The organism is Streptomyces abikoensis (genome assembly GCF_014648775.1).
Taxonomy (GTDB): Bacteria; Actinomycetota; Actinomycetes; order Streptomycetales; family Streptomycetaceae; genus Streptomyces; species Streptomyces abikoensis.
In genome coordinates, this window is sequence record NZ_BMRT01000003.1 from 43,097 (window position 1) to 65,497 (window position 22,401).

The 22,401-nt window shown below is 73.5% G+C and carries 18 protein-coding genes; 5 read left to right on the plus strand and 13 right to left on the minus strand.

The window, feature by feature from the left end; genetic code table 11:
- Nucleotides 1-28: 28 nt before the first annotated feature.
- The 3 genes from IE096_RS10495 to IE096_RS10505 all read left to right on the plus strand — a co-directional run bounded on the left by IE096_RS10495 (nucleotide 29) and on the right by IE096_RS10505 (nucleotide 2,050).
- Nucleotides 29-589, plus strand: coding sequence for a hypothetical protein (locus IE096_RS10495; protein WP_189451040.1), 561 nt, complete (start codon nucleotides 29-31; stop codon nucleotides 587-589).
- Entirely contained in the window at nucleotides 586-1,041 is a 456-nt protein-coding gene (locus IE096_RS10500) for a DUF4439 domain-containing protein (RefSeq protein WP_189451042.1), read from the plus strand. The genes IE096_RS10495 and IE096_RS10500 overlap by 4 nt, the downstream gene beginning before the upstream one ends.
- Before the next feature lie 70 nt (nucleotides 1,042-1,111).
- Nucleotides 1,112-2,050: an aminoglycoside phosphotransferase family protein gene (locus IE096_RS10505; RefSeq protein ID WP_189451044.1), complete on the plus strand. Its 939-nt coding sequence runs from the start codon at nucleotides 1,112-1,114 to the stop codon at nucleotides 2,048-2,050.
- A 121-nt stretch (nucleotides 2,051-2,171) separates the two neighbouring features.
- On the opposite strand, the gene IE096_RS10510 is transcribed toward IE096_RS10505, so the two are convergent.
- The 9 genes from IE096_RS10510 to IE096_RS10550 all read right to left on the minus strand — a co-directional run bounded on the left by IE096_RS10510 (nucleotide 2,172) and on the right by IE096_RS10550 (nucleotide 15,287).
- On the minus strand, nucleotides 2,172-2,705 hold the full coding sequence (locus tag IE096_RS10510) for a GNAT family N-acetyltransferase (RefSeq protein ID WP_126916339.1): 534 nt from the start codon (nucleotides 2,703-2,705) through the stop codon (nucleotides 2,172-2,174).
- Nucleotides 2,706-2,740: 35 nt separating this feature from the next.
- Nucleotides 2,741-3,586 carry a GNAT family N-acetyltransferase gene (locus IE096_RS10515; protein WP_189451045.1) on the minus strand — a complete coding sequence of 282 codons (846 nt, stop codon included), beginning with the start codon at nucleotides 3,584-3,586 and terminating at the stop codon, nucleotides 2,741-2,743.
- A 153-nt stretch (nucleotides 3,587-3,739) separates the two neighbouring features.
- Complete coding sequence (gene ispG, locus IE096_RS10520; RefSeq protein WP_126916338.1) at nucleotides 3,740-4,897, minus strand: flavodoxin-dependent (E)-4-hydroxy-3-methylbut-2-enyl-diphosphate synthase; 1,158 nt, start codon at nucleotides 4,895-4,897, stop codon at nucleotides 3,740-3,742.
- Nucleotides 4,898-5,022: 125 nt separating this feature from the next.
- Nucleotides 5,023-6,324: a M50 family metallopeptidase gene (locus tag IE096_RS10525; protein ID WP_189451048.1), complete on the minus strand. Its 1,302-nt coding sequence runs from the start codon at nucleotides 6,322-6,324 to the stop codon at nucleotides 5,023-5,025.
- Complete coding sequence (gene dxr, locus IE096_RS10530) at nucleotides 6,321-7,595, minus strand: 1-deoxy-D-xylulose-5-phosphate reductoisomerase (protein ID WP_189451050.1); 1,275 nt, start codon at nucleotides 7,593-7,595, stop codon at nucleotides 6,321-6,323. Before dxr ends, IE096_RS10525 begins: the two co-directional genes overlap by 4 nt.
- Nucleotides 7,596-7,671: 76 nt before the next feature.
- Nucleotides 7,672-9,606, minus strand: coding sequence for an acyl-CoA dehydrogenase family protein (locus IE096_RS10535; RefSeq protein WP_189451052.1), 1,935 nt, complete (start codon nucleotides 9,604-9,606; stop codon nucleotides 7,672-7,674).
- Between the two features lie 164 nt (nucleotides 9,607-9,770).
- On the minus strand, nucleotides 9,771-11,216 hold the full coding sequence (locus IE096_RS10540) for an aldehyde dehydrogenase family protein (protein ID WP_189451054.1): 1,446 nt from the start codon (nucleotides 11,214-11,216) through the stop codon (nucleotides 9,771-9,773).
- A 126-nt stretch (nucleotides 11,217-11,342) separates the two neighbouring features.
- Complete coding sequence (locus tag IE096_RS10545; RefSeq protein WP_189451056.1) at nucleotides 11,343-12,944, minus strand: PucR family transcriptional regulator; 1,602 nt, start codon at nucleotides 12,942-12,944, stop codon at nucleotides 11,343-11,345.
- Between the two features lie 102 nt (nucleotides 12,945-13,046).
- Entirely contained in the window at nucleotides 13,047-15,287 is a 2,241-nt protein-coding gene (locus IE096_RS10550; RefSeq protein WP_189451057.1) for a type IV secretory system conjugative DNA transfer family protein, read from the minus strand.
- 188 nt (nucleotides 15,288-15,475) lie between these two features.
- Between IE096_RS10550 and gabT the strand changes: the two genes are divergently transcribed.
- Both gabT and IE096_RS10560 read left to right on the plus strand, forming a co-directional pair.
- A complete protein-coding gene (gene gabT / locus IE096_RS10555) occupies nucleotides 15,476-16,828 on the plus strand; it encodes a 4-aminobutyrate--2-oxoglutarate transaminase (RefSeq protein ID WP_189451059.1) in 1,353 nt (450 codons plus the stop codon).
- Nucleotides 16,829-17,187: 359 nt separating this feature from the next.
- Complete coding sequence (locus IE096_RS10560) at nucleotides 17,188-17,763, plus strand: phosphatase PAP2 family protein (RefSeq protein ID WP_229820105.1); 576 nt, start codon at nucleotides 17,188-17,190, stop codon at nucleotides 17,761-17,763.
- 33 nt (nucleotides 17,764-17,796) lie between these two features.
- Here the strand turns inward: IE096_RS10560 and IE096_RS10565 are convergent, their stop codons facing one another.
- The 4 genes from IE096_RS10565 to IE096_RS10580 are packed head-to-tail and all read right to left on the minus strand — an operon-like array spanning nucleotide 17,797 to nucleotide 22,134.
- Nucleotides 17,797-19,191, minus strand: a complete 1,395-nt coding sequence (locus IE096_RS10565) for an NAD(P)/FAD-dependent oxidoreductase (RefSeq protein WP_189451748.1) — start codon at nucleotides 19,189-19,191, stop codon at nucleotides 17,797-17,799.
- A 20-nt stretch (nucleotides 19,192-19,211) separates the two neighbouring features.
- Nucleotides 19,212-20,018: an ABC transporter permease gene (locus tag IE096_RS10570; protein WP_126916328.1), complete on the minus strand. Its 807-nt coding sequence runs from the start codon at nucleotides 20,016-20,018 to the stop codon at nucleotides 19,212-19,214.
- A complete protein-coding gene (locus IE096_RS10575) occupies nucleotides 20,018-20,947 on the minus strand; it encodes an ABC transporter permease (RefSeq protein WP_189451749.1) in 930 nt (309 codons plus the stop codon). The genes IE096_RS10570 and IE096_RS10575 overlap by 1 nt, the downstream gene beginning before the upstream one ends.
- A 2-nt stretch (nucleotides 20,948-20,949) precedes the next feature.
- A complete protein-coding gene (locus IE096_RS10580; RefSeq protein ID WP_189451063.1) occupies nucleotides 20,950-22,134 on the minus strand; it encodes an ABC transporter ATP-binding protein in 1,185 nt (394 codons plus the stop codon).
- Nucleotides 22,135-22,401 lie beyond the last annotated feature (267 nt).

The window sequence follows — 22,401 nt, forward strand, 5'->3', positions numbered from 1 at the left end:
ACCGAGCCCACAAGGCGGAAAGAGGATCGTGCCGCTCACGACGACGACGCGGGGCGCGAACGGCCCGCGCAGACGCAGGGTACTGGCGGGCGGTGCCGCCGCCCTGCTGGCCGGTGGCGCCGGCGCGCTGCTCTCCGCTTGTTCCTCCGCTTCCTCCGGCGACCCGGACGCCGCCGAACGCTCCCCCGGCGCGGCGCGGCTGAGGGAGCGTGCGGCGCGGGACACCGCCGTGCTGCTGGAGCGGTACGACGCCACGCTCGCCGCGCACACCGCCCTGGCGGGCCGGCTGCGGCCGCTGCGGGCCGAAGTCGCCCGGCACGCCGAGGCGTTCGCCGCCCCCGGGCCGAAGTCCCCGTCGGCTTCCGCTTCCGCTTCTGCTTCCGCGCCGCCCGCCGCGCCGGCGGCGCGCGTCGAGGTGCCCGAGGAGGAGAAGGCGGCGCTGGCCGCGCTCGCGGACGCCGAGCGGCGCACCGCCGATGCCCGGACCGCCACCCTCGGCTCCGCGCCGCCCGAGCTCGCCCGGCTCCTCGCCTCGGTGGCGGCGGCGGGCGCGGCACACGCCTACCTGCTGACGGAGGGCGGCTCATGACGGCGCCTCGGACCGGGCGCGCCCGGCGGGAGACGGTGGCCGCGACACAGGCGGCGCAGGCGGCACTCGCGGCCGAGCACGCGGCGGTCTACGGCTACGGGATCGTCGGCGGCCGCGTCGACGACACGAGGGCGGGCGAGGCCCGTGAGGCCCACGACGCCCACCGGGCCCGTCGGGACGCGATGAGCCGCGCGGTACGGGCGCTGGGCGCCGAGCCGGAGGCGGCCGCCGCCGCGTACGCCCTGCCCTTCCCCGTGGCGGACGGCGAGGCGGCGGTGCGGCTCGCGGCGGAGCTGGAGCGGCGGCTGACGGCGGTCTACGCCGATCTCGTCCGGGCCGCCACGGGGAGCCTGCGCGCCGAGGCGGCGGCCGGGCTGCGGGAGGCGGCGGTCCGCGCGGTGCGCTGGAGCGGCGGCAGCGTAGCCTTCCCTGGGCTCGCCGATCGGGTCTGATCGGGGGAAAAGGTCCGGTCAGGGACCGCGTCAGGCCCGGAAGAGAAGCCAGGAAAGGGAACGCTCAGGGATGGCCATCACCAACGACCGCCTCGAACCGCCGCAGCGGCTGGTTCGGACCCTGAGCGCGGACCCCGCCGCCGACGAGGCCGCCCGCCGGTGGCTCATGGACCTCCCGGACATCGCCCGGGAGTGGCTGACGCGCTGGGAGCTGACACCCGAACGGGTGCAGTGTCCCGGCGGGCGCACCAGCATGGTGGTCCTCGTCCGGCAGGCCGACGGCACCCCCGCCGCGCTCAAGCTCTCCCCGCCCGGCGGCACGACCGCCGCCGAGCACACCGCGCTCGCTCACTGGGACGGCCGCTCGGCCGTCCGCCCGCTGCGCGTGGACGCCGAGGGCGGGGCGCTGCTCCTGGAGCGGCTGCACGCCGACGTCAGCCTGCGCTCGCTGGCGGAGCAGAAGGCGCAGCTGGAGGCGGCGGCGACGCTCCAGCGGCTGTGGGTGGCACCGCCCGCCGAGGGGCACCCCCTCCCCACCGTGACCGACCACTCGGCGGCGCTGGCCGAGGGGCTGCGCGCGTGGCGCGAGCTGCCGTGGGCGGCGGACGCCCGGGAGCTGCTCGACGAGGCCGTCGGGCTGCGGGACGGCCTGACGGCCGACGCCCCGGCGGAGCCGCCGGTGCTGCTGCACGGCGAGTTCCACCAGGGCAACGTCCTGGCCGCCGACCGCGTGCCGTGGCTGGCGATCGCGCCCCGCCCGCTGGTGGGCGAGCGGGCGTACGACCTGGCGTGGCTGGTGCGCGACCGGCTCGACACGCTGCTGGCGGCGCCGGGCGCGGCGGCCGCGGCGCGGCGGCGGGTGACGAAGCTGGCGGATTCCCTGGAGGTCGACGCGGACCGGCTGCGCGGGTGGACGGTGTTCCGGGCGACGGCCGCCGGGATGCGGGAGCTGTCGCTGGGCGCGCGGGGGCAGGGCGAACTCCTCCTGGAGTTCGCGGACTTGCTGTAACCCGGCCGGCCCGTCGCTACCCCAGCAACGGCAGCGGCGCCCCCATCACCGCGTAAGGGCTCGCCGCGCTCGGACTGTGCCCACCCGGGGGCAACCCCCGGACCCCCGGCCGGTTCCGTCGCTACCCCAACAGGGGCAATGGAGCCCCCATCACCGCGTACGGACTCGCCGCGCTGGGGAAGGCCACGTGGCGGGCCAGGTCGCGGTAGCCGAGCTTGCGGTAGAGGGCCCGGGCGGGGCTCTCCTTGTCGATGGCGGAGAGGATGGAGCGGGGCTCCTCCGCGTCGGCCGTGATCGCCGTGATCAGCGTCCGGCCGATCCGCCGGTTCTGGTAGGCGGGGTGGACGTGCAGCTCGGTGATGACGAAGGCGTCGTCCAGCCAGCCGTCCAGTCCGTTGGCACGCAGATACGGCTCCACGACCGTGGACCACCAGTGCGTCCGGTCGTTGGGCATGCCGTAGACGAAGCCCACCAGCCGGTCCTCGGGGGTGGTGGCGCCCAGGGCGCGGGCGCCGGGGCAGGTGAGGTGCCGGAGCACGATGTGGCGCCGGACGTCGACCTCCTCGGGCGTCAGCCCGAAGGCGAGGGCCTGGACGGCCAGCGCCTCGTCCACCCGGGAGGCCAGGTCGAGCGGGCCGACCACGATGTCATCCATGCCCGGAGGCTACCCGTACGGGGTTCCGCCGCTCATCAGAACAGCACGCTCATGAACGCGCCGACTTCCTCGAAGCCCACGCGGCGGTAGGTGGCGCGCGCGGCGGTGTTGTAGTCGTTGACGTAGAGGCTCACCACGGGGGCGACCTCGCGCAGCGCGTAGCCGAGCACGGCGGCCATGCCGGTCACGGAGAGCCCCTTGCCGCGGTGTTCGGGGGCGACCCAGACGCCCTGGATCTGGCAGGCGAGGTCCGTGGCGGCGCCGATCTCGGCCTTGAAGACGACGCGGCCGTTCTCCACGCGGGCGAAGGAGCGCCCGGAGCCGACGAGCTCGGCGACGCGTGCCTGGTAGAGCAGGCCGCCGTCGCCGGCGAGCGGGGAGACGCCGACCTCCTCGGTGAACATGGCCACGCACGCGGGCATGATCGTCTCCATCTCGTCCTTGCGGACGCGGCGGACGAGGGGGTCGGGCGTGATCCCGGCGGGCATGGACCGGGTGACCATGAGCGGCTGGTGGGAGCGGACCTCGCGGGCGGGGCCCCAGTGGGGCTCCAGCAGGCTCCACAGCTCGGCCGTGGCCGGGGCGGGGCCGACGATGGAGGAGCAACGGCGGCCGGACCGGCGGGCGCGGTCGGCGAAGGCCCGTACGGCCTCCGGGCCAGCGCCGATGGGGACGAGGTTGGCGCCCGCGTAGCAGAGGGACGCGAGGCGGCCGTCCGCGTACCAGCCCCACATCTCGCCGCCGAGCCGCCAGGGGTCGAGCCCGGCGACCTTGACGCGGGCGGCGACGAAGGCGTTGGCGACGGGGTCGCGGTCGAGGACGGCGAGGGCGGCGGCGAGGTCGCCGGGCTCCAGGACCCTGGTGGTGGTCGTCGTCAGCACGTGTCGCAATGCCTCACCGTCGCGGGCACGGGGCCGGGGGAATCAGGTCCTGGCACTGTACCTCCCGGTCCCGCCGCGTACCCGCCATGCCGCCGATATGGCGCCGCCCCGCCCGGTGTGCGGGCGGGGCGGGGCGGGGCGGAACGCGGGCGGTCAGCCCGCGACGCTGATGGTGGGCTCGCCGGAGGCGACGCCGTCCTTCTCCATCTGCTCGGCGATCTTCATCGCCTCCTCGATGAGGGTCTCCACGATCTTCGACTCGGGGACGGTCTTGATGACCTCGCCCTTCACGAAGATCTGGCCCTTGCCGTTGCCGGAGGCGACGCCGAGGTCGGCCTCGCGGGCCTCGCCGGGGCCGTTGACGACGCAGCCCATGACGGCGACGCGCAGGGGCACCTCCATGCCCTCCAGGCCCGCGGTGACCTCCTCGGCCAGCTTGTAGACGTCGACCTGGGCGCGGCCGCAGGACGGGCAGGAGACGATCTCCAGGCGGCGCTGGCGGAGGTTGAGGGACTCCAGGATCTGGATGCCGACCTTGATCTCCTCGGCCGGCGGGGCGGAGAGGGAGACGCGGATGGTGTCGCCGATGCCCTCGGAGAGCAGGGCGCCGAAGGCGACGGCGGACTTGATCGTGCCCTGGAACGCCGGGCCGGCCTCGGTGACGCCCAGGTGCAGCGGGTAGTCGCACTGGGCGGCCAGCTGGCGGTAGGCGTTGACCATGACGACCGGGTCGTTGTGCTTGACCGAGATCTTGATGTCACGGAAGCCGTGCTCCTCGAAGAGGGACGCCTCCCAGAGGGCGGACTCGACCAGCGCCTCGGGGGTGGCCTTGCCGTACTTCTGGAGCAGGCGGCGGTCCAGCGAGCCGGCGTTCACGCCGATGCGGATCGGGGTCCCGGCGTCGCCGGCGGCCTTGGCGATCTCCTTGACCTTGTCGTCGAACTGCTTGATGTTGCCGGGGTTGACGCGGACGGCGGCGCAGCCGGCGTCGATGGCGGCGAAGACGTACTTCGGCTGGAAATGGATGTCCGCGATGACCGGGATCTGCGACTTCTTCGCGATGACGGCGAGCGCGTCGGCGTCGTCCTGGGTCGGGCAGGCGACGCGGACGATCTGGCAGCCGGAGGCGGTCAGCTCGGCGATCTGCTGGAGGGTGGCGCCGATGTCGGAGGTGCGGGTCGTCGTCATGGACTGGACCGAGACGGGGGCGTCGCCGCCGACGGCCACGGAGCCGACCTGGATCTTGCGGCTGACCCGGCGGTCGGCGAGCTTGGTCGGAACGGACGGCATTCCAAGCGAAATCGCTGTCATCTGGCGAGCAACCCCAAGTTTTGAATCACGGTCCCGAGATCGGCGGGCTCCGCCTCCGAGATTACGGCACGCGATCCCTTCGGGGCACATCACCGGGGCCCGGGGCGACGCCCCGGGCCCGGTGCCTAGGTCAGCCGAACCGGATTCACCACGTCCGCGATCAGCACCAGCAGCGTGAAGCAGACGAAGATGCCCGCCACCACGTACGCCACCGGCATCAGCTTCGCCACGTCGAACGGGCCCGGGTCGGGGCGCCGGAAGACCTTGGCGACGTTCCGCCGGACCGACTCCCACAGCGCGCCCGCGATGTGCCCGCCGTCCAGCGGGAGCAGCGGCAGCATGTTGAAGAGGAACAGGGAGAGGTTGAAGCCGGCGACCAGGAAGAGCATGGTCGCGATCTGCTGCGACGGCGGGATGTCGAGGTTGAACACCTCGCCGCCCACCCGTGCGGCGCCCACCACGCCCATCGGCGAGTCCGCCTTGCGCTCGCCGCCGTCGAAGGCCGCGTTCCACAGGTCCGGGATCTTGCCGGGCAGGGCGATCAGCGACTCCACGCCGGACTGGACCATGTCGCCCATGCGGTCGACGGACTGGCCGAAGGACTGCTGGACGACGCCCGTGGCCGGGGTGAAGCCGAGGAAGCCGGCGGTGACGTACTCGCCCTTGACGGGCGCGCCCTTGCCGTCGTACTTCTGCACCTGGTTGGAGATGAGGTTCGCGCTGAGGGTCTTCTCGGCGCCGTCGCGGACGACGGTGATCGTGGCCGGTCCGGTGGTCTTGCGGATCTCCTTCTGGAGGGTGGTCCAGTCACCGATCCGGTGGCCGTCGAAGGCGACGATCCGGTCCTTGGGCTGGAGGCCGGCCGCCTTGGCCGGGGAGTCCTTGGCGCCCTTGGGGCACTTGTCGGTGGCGGCGCTGGCGGAGACCACGCAGTCCGAGACGGCCGAGACGGTGGTCGTCTGGGTGTTGACGCCGAAGGACATCATCACGCCGAGGAAGATCGCGACGGCCAGGACCAGGTTCATGAACGGTCCGGCGAACATCACGATCACGCGCTTCCAGGGCTTGCGCGTGTAGAACATCCGGGTCTCGTCGCCCGGCTGGAGCTCCTCGTACGCCGCCGAGCGGGCGTCCTCGATCATGCCGCGCCACGGGGAGGTGGAGCGGGCGCTGATCCGGCCGTCCTCGCCGGGCGGGAACATGCCGATCATGCGGATGTAGCCGCCGAGCGGGATGGCCTTGACCCCGTACTCGGTCTCGCCCTTCTTCCGCGACCACAGCGTCGGCCCGAAGCCGACCATGTACTGCGGCACCCGGATGCCGAACATCTTCGCCGTGGACAGGTGCCCCAGCTCGTGCCAGGCGATGGAGAAGAGCAGACCCACCACGAAGACGACTATCCCGAGGATCGTCATCAGTGTCGTCATGCGCGGGCCTCCGAGGTCGCTTTCGCCGTACGGCCGCCCGTGCGGGCCGCCAGTTCACGGGCCCGGGCGCGGGCCCAGGTCTCCGCCTCCAGGACGTCCGAGAGGGTCAGGCGAGTTCCCACGGCGGGGGTGCCGTGCTCGGCGACCACCTCGGCGACGGTGTCCACGATCCCATTGAACGGCAGATGTCCGCTCAGGAACGCGTCGACGCACTCCTCGTTCGCGGCGTTGAAGACGGCCGGGGCCGTCCCGCCGAGCGTCCCCACGTGCCGGGCCAGGCCCACGGACGGGAAGGCCTCGTCGTCGAGCGGGAAGAACTCCCAGGTGGAGGCCTTGGACCAGTCGAAGGCGGGGGCCGCGTCGGGCACCCGTTCGGGCCAGCCCAGGCCGATGGCGATGGGGCCGCGCATGTCCGGCGGGGTCGCCTGGGCGAGGGTGGAGCCGTCGGTGAACTCCACCATCGAGTGGACGTACGACTGCGGGTGGACGACGACCTCGATGCGCTCGAACGGGATGTCGTAGAGCAGGTGCGCCTCGATGACCTCCAGGCCCTTGTTGACCAGGGTGGCGGAGTTGATCGTGATCACCGGGCCCATGGACCAGGTGGGGTGGGCCAGGGCGTCCTTCGGGGTGACGGCGGCCAGCTCGGCCTTCGTCCGGCCGCGGAAGGGGCCGCCGGAGGCCGTGACGACCAGCTTGCGGACCTCGGCGCGGGTGCCGCCGAGGAGGGCCTGGAAGAGCGCGGCGTGCTCGGAGTCGACCGGGATGATCTGGCCGGGCTTGGCGAGGGCCTTCACCAGCGGGCCGCCGACGATCAGCGACTCCTTGTTGGCCAGGGCCAGGGTGCGGCCCGCCTCCAGGGCGGCGAGGGTGGGGGCCAGGCCGATGGAGCCGGTGATGCCGTTGAGGACCGTGTGGCACTCGCTCCGGGCCACCTCGGTGGCCGCGTCCGGGCCCGCCAGGATCTCCGGCAGCGGCTCGGTGCCGTAGCGGGCGGCCAGCGCCTCGCGCAGCGCGGGCGCCTTGTCCGCCCGTGCGACGGCCACCGTGCGGACCCGCAGTCTGTGCGCCTGCTCCGCCAGGAGGTCCACCCGCCCGCCGGCGGCGGACAGCGCGGTCACGGTGAACCGCTCGGGGTTGCGCAGCACCAGGTCGATGGCCTGGGTGCCGATCGAGCCGGTCGAGCCGAGGATCACGATCTCGCGCGGGCCGTCGTGATCGCGGCCGGGGGCGGAGTAACGCAGGTGGGGGTCAGCGAGGCAGTCCGTCATCCCCCCATTGTGGCCGTACCGCCGGTGCGCTCCGACAGGGGCGTCCGGCGGTACGGCGTAATCGGCCCGGTGCCCGTCAGCGGATCGGGCGGTGGACGTTCTCCGCCTTGGAGGGGCCGGGGGTGGCGTCGGCGATCCAGGGGCCCTCGCCGCTGGGGTCGACGATGCCGCTCTCCAGCCACTCGTACGAGCCCGCCAGCACCCCGGAGACGACCTTGCGGTCGAGGTCGTCGGTGTTGGTCCACAGCCGCCGGAAGAGCTCCTCCACACGGATGCGGGACTGCCGGCAGAAGGCGTCGGCGAGCTGGTACGCCTCGCCGCCGTGCTCGCCGCGCAGCCGCAGGTGCTCGGCGCGGACGCAGGCGGCGCTCATCGCGAAGAGCTCGGCGCCGATGTCGACGATCCGGCCGAGGAAGCCCTGCTTGGTCTCCATGCGGCCCTGCCAGCGGGACATGGCGTAGAAGGTGGAGCGGGCGAGCTTGCGCGAGGACCGCTCGACGTACCGCAGATGGCCCGAGAGGTCGCGGTGGCCGGCCGGGTGGAACTCGGAGTACGTGCGCGGCAGCGCTCCCGGGCCCGCGACGAGCTTGGGCAGCCAGCGGGCGTAGAAGCCGCCGGCGCGGGCGCCGGCCCGGGCCTTGTCGCCCAGGGACTTGTCCGGGTCGATGAGGTCGCCGGCCACGGACAGGTGGGCGTCGACGGCCTCGCGGGCGATCAGCAGGTGCATGATCTCCGTGGAGCCCTCGAAGATCCGGTTGATGCGCGAGTCGCGCAGCATCTGCTCGGCGGGGACGGCGCGCTCGCCCCGGGCGGCGAGCGAATCGGCGCTCTCGTAGCCCCGGCCGCCGCGGATCTGGACCAGCTCGTCCGTCATCAGCCAGGCCATCTCGCTGGCGTAGAGCTTGGCGAGGGCGGCCTCGATACGGATGTCGTTGCGCTCCTCGTCGGCCATCTGGCCGGACAGGTCGACGATCGCCTCCAGGGCGAAGGTGGTCGCCGCGATGAAGGAGATCTTCGAGCCGACGGCCTCGTGCTTGGCGATGGGCTTGCCCCACTGCTCCCGGGCCGAGGACCACTCGCGGGCGATCTTCAGCGCCCACTTGCCGCTGGACGCGCACATGGCCGGGATGGACAGCCGGCCCGTGTTGAGGGTGGTCAGCGCGATCTTCAGGCCGGCGCCCTCGGGGCCGATCCGGTTCGCGGCGGGCACCCGCACCTGGTGGAAGCGGGTGACGCCGTTCTCGATGCCGCGCAGGCCCATGAAGGCGTTGCGGTTCTCCACGGTGACGCCCTCGGCGGCCGCCTCGACGACGAAGGCGGTGATGCCGCCCCGGTGGCCCTCGCTCTTCGGCACCCGCGCCATCACGACGAGCAGGTCGGCGACGACGCCATTGGTCGTCCACAGCTTCACGCCGTCGAGGACGTAGTCGTCGCCGTCGGGCACGGCGCTCGTGGCCAGCCGGGCCGGGTCGGAGCCCACGTCCGGCTCGGTCAGCAGGAAGGCGGTGATGTCCGTGCGCGCGCAGCGCGGCAGGAACTTCTCCTTCTGCTCCTGCGTGCCGAACAGCTTCAGCGGCTGGGGCACGCCGATCGACTGGTGCGCGGAGAGCAGCGCGCCGACGACGGGGCTCGCGGAGCCCACGAGGGCCAGGGCCTTGTTGTAGTAGACGTGGTTGAGCCCGAGGCCGCCGTACTTGACGTCGATCTTCATGCCGAAGGCGCCGAGCTCCTTGAGCCCGCCCACCGTCTCGTCGGGGATCTTCGCCTCGCGCTCGATGCGCGCGCCGTCGATCCGCGTCTCGCAGAATTCCCGGAGCTTGCCGAGGAACTCCTCGCCCCGCCGGACGTCGTCCGGCGCGGGGGTGGGATGCGGATGGATCAGATCGAGCCGGAACCGGCCGAGGAAGAGCTCCTTGGCGAAGCTGGGCTTCTTCCAGTCCTGCTCGCGCGCCGCTTCGGCGACCTGGCGCGCCTCGCGCTCGGAGACCGGTCGTACGGATGGTGCGGTCATCTGGCACCTCACCGCGTGAGTCGGGTCGAAAAGTCCGGTCGACTACCGACCGGTGCTACTCGTCCGTATGTACCTACCCGATCCGGCCCCGCTCTACCAGCCCCCGCGCAAGACGGTGGGCCGTCCCCCGGACGGGGGACGGCCCACCTGTTCTTCTCAGGGCCTCAGAGGTCGAGACCGGTGAGCACGAGGACCCGCTCGTAGGTGTAGTCGTCCATCGCGTACCGCACGCCCTCGCGGCCGACGCCGGACTGCTTGGCGCCGCCGTACGGCATCTGGTCGGCGCGGTAGGACGGCACGTCGCCGATGACCACACCGCCGACCTCCAGCGCGCGGTGGGCGCGGAAGGCGGTCTGCAGGTCGTGGGTGAACACACCGGCCTGGAGGCCGTACGGCGAGTCGTTGACGGCCGCGAAGGCCGCGTCCTCGCCCTCGGCCTTCGAGATGGTCAGGACCGGGCCGAAGACCTCCTCGCAGGCGATCGTGACGCCGGCGGGGACGTCGGCGAGCACGGTCGGGGCGTAGGTCGCGCCGTCGCGCTTGCCACCGGTGAGCAGCGTGGCGCCCGCCGCGACGGCCTCGTCCACCCAGGACTCGACGCGCTTGGCGGCGTCCTCGCTGACCAGCGGGCCGACGTCGGTGGACGCGTCGGACGGGTCGCCCGTCACCTGCGCCTCGACGGCCGCGACGACCTTCGGCAGCAGCCGCTCGTACAGCGAGGCGTCGGCGATGACGCGCTGCACGGAGATGCAGGACTGGCCGCCCTGGTAGTTGGAGAAGGTGGCGACGCGCTGCGCCGCCCAGTCCAGGTCGGCCTCGGACGACCAGTCGGCGAGGACGACGGCCGCGCCGTTGCCGCCCAGCTCCAGGGTGACGTGCTTGCGGGGCACGGAGTCGAGGATCGACCAGCCGACCGGGCCGGAGCCGGTGAAGGAGATGACGGGCAGGCGCTCGTCCTTCACGAGGGCGGGCATCCGGTCGTTCGGGACCGGCAGGACGCTCCAGGAGCCGGCGGGGAGGTCCGTCTCGGCCAGGATCTCGCCCAGGACGAGGGAGGAGATCGGGGTGGCCGGGGCGGGCTTGAGGATGATCGGGGCGCCGACGGCGATGGCCGGGGCGACCTTGTGGGCGCTCAGGTTGAGCGGGAAGTTGAAGGGCGCGATGCCGAGGACCGTGCCGCGCGGGACGCGGCGGGTCAGGGCGAGGCGGCCGGTGCCGCCGGCGTCGGTGTCCAGGCGCTGGGCCTCGCCGGCGTTGAAGCGGCGGGCCTCCTCGGCGGCCCAGCGGAACACGGAGACGGCACGGCCGACCTCGCCGCGGGCCCACTTGATGGGCTTGCCGTTCTCGGCGGAGATCAGCTGGGCGATCTCCTCGGTGCGCTCGGCGAGCCGCTTGGCGACGTGGTCGAGGGCGGCGGTGCGGACGTGCGCGGGCGTGGCCGCGAACTCGTCGCGCACGGCGTGCGCGGCGGCCACGGCCTCCTCGACCTGCGCCTCGGTCGGCACGCTCACGGTGCCGACGAGACGGCCGTCCCAGGAGTTCGTGACGTCGAAGGTCTCCTCGCCGGTGGCCTCACGGCCGGCCAGCCAGAACGCGATGGGAGCGGTCACGGGTTTCCTCCGGGGGTGCGGATGACTTGGGGCTCCCTCACCGTAGGCGCGCGGCACGCGCTGGTCGTTTGTCCGTGGTGGAGCGCGGGGGGATGGCGGTGCGCCACTGTGGCGGGGTGGGTTCGGCTAGTGCGACGGCCCCGTCGTCGCCTTCAGCGCCAGCCAGAGCTCCATCCGCACGTCCGGATCGTCCAGCGACCGCCCCAGGATCTCCTCCACCCGCCGCATCCGGTAGCGCAGCGTGTGCCGGTGGACGCCCAGGTCGGCGGCGGCCGCGTCCCACTGGCCGTGGCGGGCGAGCCAGGCGCGCAGGGAGGCGACCAGGTCGCCGCGTCCCGTGGCGTCGTGCTCGTGGAGGGCGCGCAGCAGCCCGTCCGCGAAGGCCCGCACCGCGTCGTCGGCGAGCAGTGGCACGACCGAGCCGGTCGCGACCTCCTCGTGCTCGACGAGGGCGCGACCCCGGCGGCGGGCGACGGACAGGGCCTGTTCCGCCTGGTGGAAGGCGGTCCCGGCGCCCGTCGGCCCGGTGGGCGCCGAGAGGCCGACGGCCACGCCGGGCTCCGCGCCCCCCTCCCGCTCCGCGGCGGCTCCCCGCCGCGCCTCGACCGTCCGCGCGTACGCGACGCACGCCGCCACGGCCGCCCCGCCGTCCCGGGCGAGGACGACGACGCGCTCGCCCTCCGGTACGACGAGCACCGGCTCGGCCGCCCGGCTCGCCGCGGTCTCGGCGGTGTCGGCGAGCGCGCCGAGCTCGCCCTCCGGGCCGGTGTCGGCGGCCTCCGCCACCAGCATTCGGAAGGGCTCGTCCAGCAGCGCCCCGTACAGCTCCCCCGCGACCGCCCGCGCGTGGCCCGGCTCGTCGGCGAGCAGCATCCGCAGCACCGCCGCGCCCAGCCGCGCCTCCGCGTCCTGCAGGGCGCGCGAGCGCTCGGTGGTCAGGGTGAGGAGGGCGACGGCGGAGTTGACGGCGTAGCGCCCGGCGGTGCCCAGCGGCGCGTCGGTGCCCACGGCGAGGACGCCGCGCGTGCGGCGGCCGGAGCCGAGGGACTGGAGCTCGACGCGGTCGCCGCCCTCCGCCCCGGCGGCGTCCGGGCCGAGGACGGCGCTGGCGGGCGCGGGCCGCTCCCGCAGCCGTTTCACATCGGGGCCGAGCCGGGCCGCGCGGCGGGCCGCCCAGGGGGGCGCGGCGGCGACGACGGCGCCGGAGGCGTCATAGAGCGCGGCCCACCCGCCGAGGTGGGCGGCGAGCCGGGCGAGGAGGGCGGCGGGGCCCTCGGGGGCGAGGGCGGCGCGGGTCAGCTCGCGCTGGGCCTCGAAGCCCGCCGTGACCGCGTGGTACTGGTCGGCGGCGGCGGCCGCGGAGACGGCCTTGGTGATGGCGAGGAAGGGGGTGCGGCGGGGCACCTCCAGCAGTGGCAGGCCCTCCTCGGCGGCCGCCTCGACGAGGGCGCCGGGCACCTCGTCGTAGTTCACCCCGACGGCGAAGCCGAGCCCCACGACCCCGGCGCGGACCAGGCGGCGCACGTACCGCCGCATCTCCTCCCGGTCCGCCGCGTCGATCTTCATCGCCGTGATCAGCAGCAGTTCCCCGCCGTCCATCCACGGCACGGGGTCCGCGAGCTCGCTGACGTGCGCCCAGCGGACGGGCGTGTCCAGCCGCTCCGCCCCGGCGAGCACGGTGAGCCTGAGTGCGGAGTGGTTGACCAGAGAGGCGAGCGTGAGGGGCATGGAACCTTCGGACGGGCGGTGCGGGCAGGTGCCGTCCCGTATGAACGGCCCTGACCGATTCTGCCTCAGTGGAGCATTGCGCAGAAAGCGGGAAGCCGCCGGTCAGCGCTCCAGGTCGATCAGGACGGGGGGCGCGCTGCCGCCCCGCACCGACGTCACGGACAGCACCGCGTGCCCGGCGGGCACGCCGTGGGCCAGCTCGGAGGCGGACCAGCGCTCCCGCTCCACCTTGCGGACGGTCACGGACTGGGCGGTGACGGCCCGGCCCGTGATCACCCGGCGGACGAGATGGGTGACGCGCGTGAGCGGCTCGTGGGCGATGACCTGCCGGTCGGTGATGTCGCGGGTCTCCACCCACTCCTTGCCCCAGACCTCCGCGAAACGCGCCCCGTCCCAGGTGGTCACCCCGGAGAAGGCCATCCGGCAGCCGACGGAGCCCAGCAGGGCGCTGCGCAGCGCCTCGGGGACGTCGTCGAGGGTGCGCAGGGTGAGCACGGCCCCGGCGTGGGCGGAGCGCAGCCGCGCCAGGCCGCGCACGGACTCGGGGGTGACGGTGTGGGTGGCGTCGTCGAGGACGAGGCAGGCGAACAGCGAGCGGTCGGCGCGGCCGGTGGCGCACTCGGTGAACTGGGCCAGGATCAGCCGGGCGAGCATCCGGGACGCCTCGGCGTGGCCGCGCTCGGGCAGGTCGATCCGGACGCGCAGCGGGTGTTCGAGCGTCCGCAGGGAGAAGGCCCGCCCGCTGCGGGTGGTGTCGAAGAAGCCGGCGAAGGCGGGCCGGTCGAGGAGGGCCAGCCGGTCGGAGAGGAGCGGTCCGGGGTCGCCGGGCCGTCCCGCCTGGCGCTCGCGGGCGTCCAGTTCGCGGGCGAGCGCGTCCTGTCCGCGTGCCGTGAGGGCGGTGCGCAGCGCGCCGGTCGCGGCGGCGGAGCCGTCGAGGAGGTCGCGCAGTTCGGGGACGGCCGGGAAGCGGCCGTGGGCGGCCCGGAACGGGCCGAGGAGCTGGGCGAGGGCGGTGGCGGCCCGGCGGCCGTCGCCGCCGGGGAGACCGGCGACGATGTCGCCGACGAGGCCCTCGGCGAGGACGGCGGCGGCCTCGTCGGGGTCGTCCGTGCCGCCGTACAGGTCGAGGTCGTAGGCGGAGTCGGGGCGGCCGATCCGGACCACGACGTCGAAGGCGTCGTCGGGGGCGAGCCCGGCTCCCGCCGCCGCGACGGCGACGACCGCCGTGCGCCCGGCGAGCGCCTGGAGGCACAGCGATTCGAGGACGGGCCGCACGAGCCGCGCGGACTTGCCGCAGCCGGGCGGCCCGACGGCGAGCAGGGAGGTGCCCAGCAGCGTGGGGTCGAGGGCCGCGCCGGCGCCCCGGTGGTCGTAGGGGTTGCGCTCGTCGTCGGTGGCGGCGCCGACGCGGACCTGGCGGGTGACGAGGTCGTGGACGGCGGCGCGTGCGGGCAGGTCGCGGGCCCCGGAGGGGTGGGCGCAGGCGGCGGCGCCGTGCTTGACGACGGCGTCGGTGAAGGCGGCCAGCCGGTCGGGCCGGGCGCGCGAGGTCTCCCAGGCGCGCCCGATGCGGGCGTGGTCGACGTCGTTCATCAGCCCGGCCCTGGCCTCCGCCGCGAGCCGGTCGGCGGCGGCGCCCGCCCCCGAGGCGCGCAGCCGGGGCCATTCGGCGGGGTCCTCGCCCGGCGCGGCGGGAGCGGTGGGCGCCGCGTCGCCGGAGTCGTCCCACAGGCGGCGCAGGGCGGGCACGGCCCAGCGGCGCCACACCTGGGGCCAGCGGCCGAGGCGGCCGAAGACCACGAGGAGGACGAGACCGACCAGCGTGTAGTAGCCGTAGACGACCCAGACGGCGAGCATGCCCTCCTCCCGCCAGGAGTCGGGCGTCAGCGCGAACAGCGGCCAGATCCAGTAGTGGCCGAGGTAGCCGTTCCACAGCAGGGACCACAGCAGCCAGCCGCACAGCAGGGAGATCACCGCGCTGCTGAGCAGCTGCCGGCCGGGAATCCGGTCGGGCTCCTCCGGCGGCCTGGGCCGGTGGCCGAACCTCCACACGCCGGGCGCGGCGTCCGGGCGCGGGGTGCGCAGCCAGGACAGGAACGGGGCGCCCGCGCCGCCGTCGGCCCGGGGCTCGGCGTCCGGTCGCGGCGGCACGGCCGACGGCGCGGGGGGCGGCCCGGCCGACTCGACGGGCGGCGGCACGGGCGGCCCGGCGGGCGGCGGCGCGTCCGCCCCCGGCGGCGGCGCCGGCGGTTGCCCGGGCGGGCCCGCCTGGCGTGGCGGACGGCCCCCCCGCGCGCCGGGCGTCCCGCGCCCGCCTCCCGTGGTCTCCTCGGTGTCCCTCACTGCCCCTCGCCCCCAGCCGGCCGTCGCGCCGCGCGTGCCTGAAGTCTCCGACCGGCCCAATCTAGTGGGACACCATGTCCGATACGGACAACCGGACGCGCGCACTTCTCCCGATCGGAACATGCCGCGCTCCGGCCGCCGCACCTAGCCTGCGACCAAAAGCCCGTACTTTCCCCCTGGAGCTCGTCATGACCGAACTGTCCGGAGGCGCCGCCCTCCCCCAGGAGCGCCGCGTCGTCACCGCGATCCCCGGCCCCAAGTCGCTCGAGCTCCAGGCCCGCCGCCTCGACGCGGTCGCGGGCGGTGTGGGCTCCGTCCTGCCGGTGTTCACCGCGCGCGCGGGCGGCGGCGTCATCGAGGACGTCGACGGCAACCGCCTGATCGACTTCGGCTCCGGCATCGCCGTGACCTCGGTCGGCGCCAGCGCCGAGGCCGTGGTGCGCCGCGCCGCCGCGCAGCTCGCCGACTTCACCCACACCTGTTTCATGGTGACCCCCTACGAGGGTTACGTGGAGGTCTGCGAGCAGCTCGCCGAGCTGACCCCGGGCGACCACGCCAAGAAGTCCGCGCTGTTCAACTCGGGGGCCGAGGCCGTCGAGAACGCCGTCAAGATCGCCCGTGCGTACACCAAGCGCCAGGCCGTCGTCGTCTTCGACCACGGCTACCACGGCCGCACCAACCTGACGATGGCGCTCACCGCCAAGAACATGCCGTACAAGCACGGCTTCGGCCCGTTCGCGCCCGAGGTCTACCGCGTGCCGGTGGCGTACGGCTACCGCTGGCCGACCGGCCCGGAGAACTGCGGCCCCGAGGCCGCCGCCCAGGCCATCGACCAGATCACCAAGCAGATCGGCGCCGAGAACGTCGCCGCGATCATCATCGAGCCGGTGCTGGGCGAGGGCGGCTTCATCGAGCCGGCCAAGGGCTTCCTCCCGGCGATCGTGAAGTTCGCCAACGACAACGGCATCGTCTTCGTCGCCGACGAGATCCAGTCCGGCTTCTGCCGCACCGGCCAGTGGTTCGCCTGTGAGGACGAGGGCATCGTCCCGGACCTGATCACCACCGCCAAGGGCATCGCGGGCGGTCTGCCGCTGGCCGCCGTCACCGGCCGCGCCGAGATCATGGACGCGCCGCACGCGGGCGGCCTGGGCGGCACCTACGGCGGCAACCCGGTGGCCTGCGCCGGTGCCCTGGGTGCCATCGAGACCATGCGCGAGCTGGACCTCAACGGGAAGGCCAAGCGCATCGAGGAGGTCATGAAGGGCCGCCTCACCGCCATGCAGGAGAAGTTCCCGGTCATCGGCGACATCCGCGGCCGCGGCGCGATGATCGCGATCGAGCTGGTCAAGGACCCGGCGACCAAGGAGCCGAACCCGGCGGCCGCCGGCGCGCTCGCCAAGGCCTGCCACGCCGAGGGCCTGCTGGTCCTCACCTGCGGCACCTACGGCAACGTGCTGCGCTTCCTGCCGCCGCTGGTCATCGGCGAGGACCTGCTCAACGAGGGCCTCGACATCATCGAGGGCGCGTTCGCGGGTCTGTGACCCGGCTGTGAGCCCGCCGTGGGCTCCCTGCGAGCCGGTTGTGAGCCGGTGAAGAACCTGTGCGGGGCGGGTGGTGGACGGGTGATCCGACTATCGGATCGCCCATCCCTGCCGTACGGTTTCTTCAGATGAGTGAAACACCCCGTTCGCAGGGGACTGCGGACGACGCCGTACCGTCGCTTCCCCAGCGTCGGCCCGGCCGTGCCTTCGCGCACAGCACCGGAGCCCTCGGCTCCGGACATCCTCACCGATCGGACGGTCGCCCGCCCCATACCCCCCGGGGCGCGCGGTCCACCGGACGGACCGGCGGCCCTGGAACTTCCCCCCCTGTTCCGGGGCCGTCGGCATACGCGCTCCCGGTGGTGTGCGTCCTCCTGTTCGCCCTCGTCACCTGGCAGGTCGCCGCGCACGGGCCGCTGCGCGTTCTCGACGAGCGGCTGGGGCACACGGTCGTGGGCGCCGGCGCCGTGCCGTCCGGGCTCGCCGAGTTGCTGGCCGATCTGGGCAACACGGTGGTGGCGGTGCCGATGCTCCTGGCAGCCGTCGTCTTCTCCGCCGTGCGCGGGCGGCGGTGGCGGCCGCCGGTGGCCGCCGCCCTGGCGATGGTGGCGGTGCCCGCTCTTGTCGTCCCCCTGAAGTGGTGGATCGGGCGGGCGGGACCGCCGGCGATGGGGGCCGGGCCGCACGACGGGTTCTTCCCGTCGGGGCACGCGGCGACGGCGGCGGTCGCCTATGGGGCGGCGGCGCTCCTTCTGTTCCGTACGTGGTGGTGGGTGGCGCCTTATGTGCTGCTCAACGTCGGGGTGGGCCTCGGGTTGGTGCGGCAGGGGTACCACTGGCCGCTGGACGTGGTCGGGGCGTGGTGCCTGGCCGGTGTCGTGCTGTGGGCGCAGGCGCCCCGAAGGGGCGCGGGGAACTGCGCGACCAGCCACTGACGGCCCGCAGTCGCATGACCGCGAGCAGAGCGCTCAGCTGTCGAAGCCCAGGCCCAGCCTGTCCATCGCCCGCAGCCAGACGTTGCGGCGGCCGTCGCGGTCGGCCCGCGTCATCGCCCACTGCGTGATGCCGATCCCCACCGACCGCACCGGCTCCGGCGGGAACGGCAGCGGTCTGCTGCGGACCATCTCCAGCTCCGTGCGCTCGGTGCGCGCCCCGGAGAGCAGGTCCAGCATGACGTCCGCGCCGAAGCGCGTCGCGCCGACGCCGAGGCCCGTGAACCCCAGCGCGTAGGCGACGCGACCACCGTGCGCGGTGCCGAAGAAGGCGGAGAAACGCGAGCACGTGTCGATGGCACCGCCCCAGGCGTGCGAGAAGCGCACCCCCTCCAGCTGCGGGAAGCAGCGGAAGAAGTGCTCGGCGAGGCGCCGGTAGGTGGCCGGGTGGTGGTCGTACTCGGCCCGCACGCCGCCGCCGTAGCGGTAGACGATGTCGTAGCCGCCCCACAGCACGCGGTTGTCCGCCGTCAGCCGGAAGTAGTGGAAGTGGTTGGCGCTGTCGCTGAGCCCCTGGCGGCGGCGCCAGCCGACGGAGGCCAGTTGCTCCTCGGTGAGCGGCTCGGTCATCAGCGCGTAGTCGTAGACGGGGGCGATGTACGGGCGGAGCCGTCTGACCAGCGAGGGGAAGGCGTTGGTGCCGAGCGCGGCGTGGCGGGCGAAGACCCGGCCGTAGGGGGTGCGGACGGCCAGGCCGGCGCGGCGGGAGGACAGCTCGGTGCCGGGGGTGTGCTCGTAGATCCGCACGCCGAGGCCGAGGCAGGCGCGCCGGAGGCCCCAGACGAGCCTGGCGGGGTGGAGCATGGCGACGCCGGTGCGGTTCCACAGGCCGGCGAGGAAGGTCGGGGAGTCGGCCTCGGCGCGCACGGCGTCACGGTCGAGGAAGGTGTGGCCGGTGACGCCGAGGGCCGCCGCCCGCCCGGCGGCCTCGCGGAGCTCCTGGACCTGGTGGGGTGCGGTGGCCACGTCGATCTCGCCGGTGCGCTCGAAGTCGCAGTCGATGCCGTGGCGGGCGAGGGTGGCCTCGATGCCGTCGAGGTTGCGGTGGCCGAGCTCCTCCAGCGTGCGGAGCTCGGCGGGCCAGCGGGCGTGGCCGTTGGCCCAGCCGTGGGTGAGGGAGGCGGCGCAGAAGCCGCCGTTGCGTCCGGAGGCGGCCCAGCCGGTCCGCTCGGCCTCGATGAGGACGACGTCCCGGCCGGGGTCGCGCTCCTTGGCCAGGAGCGCGGTCCACAGGCCGGAGTAGCCGCCGCCGACGACGAGCAGGTCGCAGTGCTCGTCGCCGACGAGCGCGGGGAGCGCCTCCGGCCGGGAGGGGTCGTCGAGCCAGTAGGGACGGGGGGTTGCGTCGGAGAGCGCTTTCGTGGGGTTCATGGCGGCGACGGCCACGGTTCTCAGCTCCTTCGCGGGCGTCTCCCGACGAGCTGGCCGACGAGGACGCACAGCACGGCGATGGCGAACATCGCCGTTCCGATGACATTGATCTGGACGGGTGTGCCCCGTTGTGCGGATCCCCAGACGTACATGGGGAAGGTGACGGTCGAACCGGCGTTGAAGTTGGTGATGATGAAGTCGTCGAACGAGAGCGCGAAGGAGAGCAGCGCTCCGGCGACGATGCCGGGGGCGGCGATGGGCAGGGTGACCTTGCGGAAGGTCTGCCAGGGGGTGGCGTAGAGGTCCTGGGCGGCCTGTTCGAGGCGCGGGTCCATGCTCATCACGCGGGCCTTGACGGCGGTGACCACGAAGCTCAGGCAGAACGTGATGTGGGCGATGAGGATGGTCCAGAAGCCGAAGCTGACGCCCATGTTGAGGAAGAGGGTCGCCAGGGAGGCGGCCATGACGACCTCGGGCATGGCCATCGGCAGGAAGACGAGGGTGCCGGCCGAGGAGCGGGCCCGGAAGCGGTAGCGGGCGAGCGCGAAGGCGATGGCGGTGCCCAGGAGGGTGGCGCCGACGGTGGCCCACAGGGCGATCCACAGGCTCAGCGAGAGCGAGCCGCAGAGGTCGGCGACGCCGCAGGGGTGGGTCCAGGCGTCGGTGGAGAAGTGCTGCCACTGGTAGTTGAAGCGGCCGTTCGGCTTGTTGAACGAGAAGACCGTCACCACGACGTTGGGCAGCATCAGGAAGGCGAGGGTGGCCAGCCCGGCGATCACGACCAGGTTGCGGCGCAGTCCGCGCGCGAGGCGGTTCAGAAGTGCCATCAGACCAGTTCCTCCGTCCCGGACTTGCGGATGTAGACGGTGACCATGGCGAGGATCACGGCCATGAGGAGGAACGACAGGGCGGCGGCCGTCGGGTAGTCGAGGACGCGCAGGAACTGGGACTGGATGACGTTGCCGATCATCTTCTGGTCGGTGGAGCCCAGCAGTTCGGCGTTGATGTAGTCGCCCGTGGCGGGGATGAACGTCAGCAGGGTGCCGGCGACGACGCCCGGCATGGACAGCGGGAGGGTCACCTTGCGGAAGGTGGTGAGCGGCCGGGCGTAGAGGTCGCCGGCGGCCTCGTGGAGGCGGCTGTCGATGCGTTCGAGCGAGGTGTAGAGCGGCAGGATCATGAACGGCAGGAAGTTGTAGGTCAGCCCGCAGACCACGGCGAGCGGGGTGGCGAGCACGCGGTGGCCCTCGGTCACGCCCAGCGCGTCGGTGACGGCGAGGACGTGCAGCGCGTCGAGGGCGCGGACGACGGGGCCACCGTCGGACAGGATCGTCTTCCAGGCGAGGGTGCGGATCAGGAAGCTGGTGAAGAACGGCGCGATGACGAGCACCATCAGGACGTGGCGCCAGCGGCCCGCGCGGAAGGCGATGAGGTAGGCGAGCGGGTAGCCCAGCAGGAGGCAGAGCGCGGTGGCGGTCGCGGAGTAGGCGACGGAGCGCAGGAACTGCGGGTAGTACTCGGTCAGCGCGTTCCAGTAGGTGGCGAAGTGCCAGGTGACCTTGAAGCCCTCTTCGAGGGAACCGGTCTGTACGGAGGTCGATGCCTGGTAGACCAGGGGGGCCGCGAAGAAGACGAGCAGCCAGAGGACTCCGGGGAGCAGCAGCCAGTAGGGGACGCGCTTCCTGCGGAGGACGGCCTTGTGGAGGGCGCCGTCGGCCGGGGGTGCGGGAGGGTGGTCGGTGGCGGTCGTCGTCATCGTCACGTGCCCGCCTCTCGCGCGTCGGTGCCGAGCTCGACGACGTCCGTGCCGGCGTCGATGCTCTGGGCGGCGTCCAGGCCGAAGCCGTGGTCGGGGTTCCAGTGCAGGACGACGTCGGCGCCGGGGACGAGGCGCGCGTCGCGCTCGATGTTCTGCTCGTAGACGGACAGGCCGGGCGCGGCCGGGCTGTCGACCAGGTACTGGGTGGAGACTCCGATGAAGCTGGACTGGGCGATGCGCCCGGTGAGGCGGTTACGGCCGTCGGGGATGGTGCCGGCGTCGTCGGCGTGGGTGAGCGTGATCTTCTCCGGCCGTATGCCGACCAGCAGCTTCCCGCCCACGCGGGCGTCGGCTGTACATCGTGTCCCCGGAAGGGTGAGTTTGGTATCGGAGACCCGCAGAAGGACGTCGTCGCTCGCGGTGCCGACGACGTCGGCGGTGATGAGGTTGGACGTGCCGAGGAAGTTGGCGACGAAGGTGGTGCGCGGGGTCTCGTAGAGCTCGGCGGGGGCGCCCATCTGCTCGACGCGTCCGGCGTTCATGACGGCGACCGTGTCGGCCATGGTCATGGCCTCCTCCTGGTCGTGCGTGACGTGGACGAACGTGATGCCGACCTCGGTCTGGATGCGCTTGAGCTCCAGCTGCATCTGGCGGCGCAGCTTGAGGTCGAGGGCGCCGAGGGGCTCGTCGAGGAGGAGGACGTCCGGGTGGTTGATCAGCGCGCGGGCGACGGCGACGCGCTGCTGCTGGCCACCGGAGAGCTGCTGGGGCTTGCGGCGGGCGTAGTCGCCGAGCTGGACGAGGTCGAGCATCTCGTCGACCTGTTTGCGGACGGACTTCACGCCGCGCCGGCGCAGGCCGAAGGCGACGTTCTCGTAGATGTCCAGGTGGGGGAAGAGCGCGTAGCTCTGGAAGACCGTGTTGACGGGCCGCTTGTACGGGGGCAGCGCGGTGACGTCCCGGCCGCCGAGCTCGACGGTGCCGGTGGTGGGCTCCTCCAGGCCGGCGATCATGCGCAGCGTGGTGGTCTTGCCGCAGCCGGAAGCACCGAGCAGGGCGAAGAAGGAGCCCGCGGGCACGGAGAGGTCGAGCGGGTGCACGGCGGTGACGTCGCCGTACGCCTTGCTGATGCCGGTGAGGCGGACGTCGGTGCCGTTGCTGCCTGTCGTGGCGAAAGCCGTCATGGTCGTGGGTCCAGGGGGGTCGTGGGGAGGACGCAGAACACGTAACAGTGACACACGATGCGGTGTGGTCTCATACGGGCCATGCCGTGCGCGGGCTCTCGACGGGCTCTCGCGGTGCCGGATCGTCGGTCCATCACGCACTCCTCACCGGGCCCGGACGCCGGGGCGGGTGTGGTTCCCACGGGATAGCTTGCCGATCCTGGCAGATCAATCGGCTTGCGACAAGGGATTCCGTCGCCATGATTTGACGGGACGACGGATTCGGTG